At 38.1% G+C, this 4083-nt stretch carries 3 protein-coding genes and 2 rRNA genes; 2 read left to right on the top strand and 3 right to left on the bottom strand.

Annotated elements, in window-relative coordinates; all coding sequences use genetic code 11:
- Positions 1-71, bottom strand: a 16S ribosomal RNA gene (locus ACR2F7_RS08775); the annotation flags it as partial.
- Between the two features lie 763 nt (positions 72-834).
- Positions 835-2154 carry a serine hydrolase domain-containing protein gene (locus ACR2F7_RS08770; RefSeq protein WP_432713200.1) on the bottom strand — a complete coding sequence of 440 codons (1320 nt, stop codon included), beginning with the start codon at positions 2152-2154 and terminating at the stop codon, positions 835-837.
- Positions 2155-2432: 278 nt separating this feature from the next.
- On the opposite strand from ACR2F7_RS08770, the gene ACR2F7_RS08765 reads away from it, so the two are divergent.
- Both ACR2F7_RS08765 and ACR2F7_RS08760 read left to right on the top strand, forming a co-directional pair.
- Positions 2433-2798, top strand: a complete 366-nt coding sequence (locus ACR2F7_RS08765) for an ISAon1 family transposase N-terminal region protein (protein WP_432713199.1) — start codon at positions 2433-2435, stop codon at positions 2796-2798.
- A 1-nt stretch (position 2799) separates the two neighbouring features.
- A complete protein-coding gene (locus ACR2F7_RS08760; RefSeq protein WP_432713201.1) occupies positions 2800-3762 on the top strand; it encodes an ISAon1 family transposase in 963 nt (320 codons plus the stop codon).
- A 232-nt stretch (positions 3763-3994) separates the two neighbouring features.
- Here ACR2F7_RS08760 and rrf read toward each other — a convergent pair.
- Positions 3995-4083 (bottom strand): 5S ribosomal RNA (gene rrf, locus ACR2F7_RS08755); the annotation flags it as partial.

The following is a 4083-nucleotide window of genomic DNA, read 5'->3' as shown; positions in this document are numbered from 1 at the left end:
TATCGTTCGACTTGCATGTATTAGGCCTGCCGCTAGCGTTCATCCTGAGCCAGGATCAAACTCTCCATTGTAAAATGTTTTGTTTGAACGCTGACCATTCTTAACTTGTATTAATAATAGTCTTTATTCTAATTGTATTGTCTGTTAGATATTGACCTAAAAACTTAGCTCCAGTTTCATGTACTTTGAACTGTACCTTGTTACCTCGCTACGTTGTATAAATGACATCTCTTTAATGAACTTCTCGGCCCAACCCTCACGGTGGCCTTTTATATGTTGCAATGATTTCTTTTCCGCTGGTCTTAATTGTCCAGCCTTCTTTTCAAGATTTCATCGTTTCAATCTTTTTTATTCTTTAGCAGCTCCGCTGCTAAAATTCCCGTTTTGTTTGGGATGGCAAAGGTAGTAATCTTTTTAACTTTGTCAAGCTTTTTATTAAAACTTTTTACTTTTTGTTTTCCCTGTTAAAACAGATACAACATGCGGACAACCTTACTCCTTTTCGCCTTTCAAACTCTCTTATCTATATCGCTTTCACTGTTTCCCTTCCTCCGAAGCGGGATGCAAAAGTAGCAAAAAATTGGCAACCCCAAAACTTATTTATCAATAAATTCCAATTAAATAGTTAACTCTCTCTGTAACTGTGAAAAGAATTCAAATTTATTTTCAAAAGCCCGTCTAGAAGTATAACCCCAATGGTCAGATGGCGAACAATCATCCCCCGGATTAGTCACAAAATCATAATTATTAAAATAATAAAGCCTGACATTTTTAAAAAATCAGGCTTTATAAAGCATAATTAGCTTTTTTTATGTTTTAACTATCATAAATTGGTTACTCTTTAGTCAATACAAATTCTTTGCCCCCTTGTTTTAAAGTCATCTGTTTAGCTTCTGGGTTAAACTGCAGCACTATACCTGCCGGGTCGAATTTAAAAATATCTTTATCAGCTGGCTCCAGGGCAAATCCAGATTGGCCGGTAGCTTGAGCCATTAACACACTCCCAGATTTGCTGATTGTAATCTTCATTGGAAAACCTTTATCAGCATATAACCCCAGGTATTGATCAAGATCCTTTTCTTTTATTACATAGGTTTTAAAATCGGGTATATGAAAAGGTGTATGATAGATACTACTCAATAAAGCGATGGAGATTTGATTATTATCATAATTTGAGCCATTTGAAGTATGAGCCACCGCTATCTTCCCCTCTGGAAAATAGGCGAAAAAAGACTTAAAGCCATCAATCCCCCCGTTATGATGAAAACCTTTATGCTGATTAAATGGAACCTCAAATAAGCCCATGCCATAACCATCTTGAATCGTCTTCATCTGTTGGAGGCTCGGAGCTTCAATAAGTTTTCCATTAAATAAGGCATGTGCAAATGTAGTCAGGTCACTCGGTGTAGAAACAATGGAGCCGGCTCCAACAGGTATAGACATATCCGTCTCAGGTTCTTTTTTCCAATCACCCTTAAATTGATAAGAATAACTTTCATTTTTTGATAAATCAATTTTACCTCCATAATAGGTGTCAGTTAAACCCAGAGGTTTTATTATCTTTTCATCAAGAACCTGGGCATAAGGTTTATTGTAAAGTTTTTGCAGGATATACGACAACAGTACATAATTAGAATTACTGTAGGCAGCCTTGCTTCCAGGTTCAAAGTCACTTTCAAGTTTAGAGATGATCGCTACCATCTCTTTTTCACTTTTCTTCTGCGTATACCAGGTTAAATAGTTTTCATCATCTGTGAAATTATGAATGCCACTATGATGATTTAGCAATTGTCCAATCGTTATGTGGTCTGCATTTTTTATAGCAGGGAAATACTTAAGAATGGTTTCGGAAAGTATAATTTTATTTTCATCTATCGCCTGAAATAACAACACAGCGGTAAAGGTTTTAGAGATAGAGCCAATTCTATATTTTGTATGTAAGTCAGGTTTAACCTTTTCTTCCAAATTCTTAAAACCTATAGCTTTTGTATACATGATCTTTCCATCCTGGGAAATAGCAACACTGCCCATGTATTTATGGCTAGCTTCCAATGCCTGGAAATAGTTATCTAATTTAACCTTATCAAAATTTTGGGAATACCCGGATTGGATAAGGAGGAGGACAAAAAATGAAGTCAGTAAGTTTCTTTTCATATAGGCTAATGGGAAGAAAATGAATAGTGATAGGCTATTAATGCAGTAGTAACCTAATATATTAAAAATCCTATATGAAGAGGTATAGAAATTCCAATTGTATATAAAGCCTGTAATTATCATTGAAAAATTCATACACAGGTAAAAAGGAAGTAGATTAATTGCTGAATCAAACAGTGAATATAGATAGGTAAGGCAGAGAATAAAGGATCAATGCCAAATGTTGTGGAGCAGGGGATATATTTTTAGTTTTGCATTTCTAAAAATTCATACCCTTTATGCTTGATAGCCACGCTTCCTTACTCAAATTATTTCTGCCGGAAATCGTCATAGAAAATTTCGACATCATGGGTGTAATCCAGGATCCTGAAACTTTCCATTTTCAGTTAGAGGAACGCAACAACACTCCGGAAGAATGGGGTGGCATCAAGGTTCAGTCAAAGGGTTTTTTCCCAGAGATTCAGGTTCAGGATTTTCCTATTCGTGGACATAAGGTATTCTATCATATTAAACGGCGCCGCTGGATTGACACCGAGAGCAAAAAAGTGATGTACCGTGACTGGACATTGGTTAAGAAGGGCACGCGAATGACAGGGGAATTCGCGGCTTTTTTAAAACAAATCAGTCAGTACAGCCCCGAATGATATTCAGGCTATTAGTTCTTTCTATGGCGTAAAGGGGAAAAACCTGCGTCGTCAATACCGTGACTCTTTGAGTGGTTTTAAGGATTGGGAACAAAGATCACATGCAGCAAATTGGCTGCTGTATCCGCAAAATCTTGGCGAGAGGCTTTCCATTGATGAAACCTCCCTTTCCCACGGAGAGCTTTATACCCTAGTCACCAATAAAGCTGCAAAAGGTAAAAAAGGAGCCATAGTTGCCATTGTAGCGGGTACAAAGGCTGAAACAGTGATCCAGGTTCTTCAGCAAATACCAGAGCGTCAGCGGCTGAAAGTAAAGGAAATTACCCTTGACATGGCTGGTAATATGGAACTGATCTCCAAACGCAGTTTCCGCAATGCAGCCAGAGTCACTGACAGATTCCATGTGCAGAAACTGGCTACCGAAGCCTTACAGGAAATGAGGATCAAATATCGATGGGAAGCTCTGGATGCCGAAAACGAAGCTATAGACAAAGCCAAGATTGCTAAAACCACCTTCAAAGCCCAGATCCTCTCTAATGGTGATACGCCCAAACATTTGCTGGCAAGGGCAAGATATGTGCTCTATAAAAAGCCTTCAGATTGGACAGAAAATCAAAAGGAAAGGGCAGAACTGTTATTTGAACGTTATCCCTCCTTAAAGCAAGCCCATGAGCTGAGTATGGGCTTGAGCAACATCTTTGAGAAAACCACAGATAAACTCTACGGTCTGGCAAGGCTTGCCAAATGGCATGAAAAGGTAAGACAATCCGGATTCAAAGCTTTTAGCACCATCTCAAGATCTATACAGCACCACTACCAAACCATCTTAAATTACTTTGATAACAGATCGACAAACGCTTCTGCAGAATCTTTTAATGCTAAAATAAAAGCCTTCAGAAGTCAATTTAGAGGAGTAAGAAATATTGAATTTTTCCTGTTCAGGTTAACCGAACTTTATGCTTAAAAACAGATGAGCTCCACAACATTTGGCATTGATCCAGAATAAATGAGAATTGAATGATGAGTTAATCACAGGAGTTAAGCAAGAGTAAAACGAGCAGCTTTGCTCTGCAGTACAACTAGAAAAAATGATTGGATATGTAACCTTTACTATTTACAGGCCCCTACGCTGTGCTAAAAAAGTTGTTTATAAACAAGAAAAGCCTGTAAGTTTACACTTACAGGCTTTCTTTAAGATTTGGCACCGACCTACTCTCCCACGTGTTACCGCAGTACCATCGGCTCTGGTGGGCTTAACTTCTCTGTTCGGAATGGGAAGAGGTGG

Source organism: Pedobacter sp. (genome assembly GCF_045628745.1).
Taxonomy (GTDB): domain Bacteria; phylum Bacteroidota; class Bacteroidia; order Sphingobacteriales; family Sphingobacteriaceae; genus Pedobacter.
Note: the sequence above shows the minus strand (reverse complement) of the source record. Positions and strands in the feature narration are given on the sequence as shown.

What these genes read in the sequence shown, in the direction of transcription:
- ACR2F7_RS08770 (WP_432713200.1), bottom strand. Translation starts at nt 2,154, where the DNA reads ATGAAAAGAAACTTACTGACTTCATTTTTTGTCCTCCTCCTTATCCAA.
- ACR2F7_RS08765 (WP_432713199.1), top strand. Translation starts at nt 2,433, where the DNA reads ATGCTTGATAGCCACGCTTCCTTACTCAAATTATTTCTGCCGGAAATC.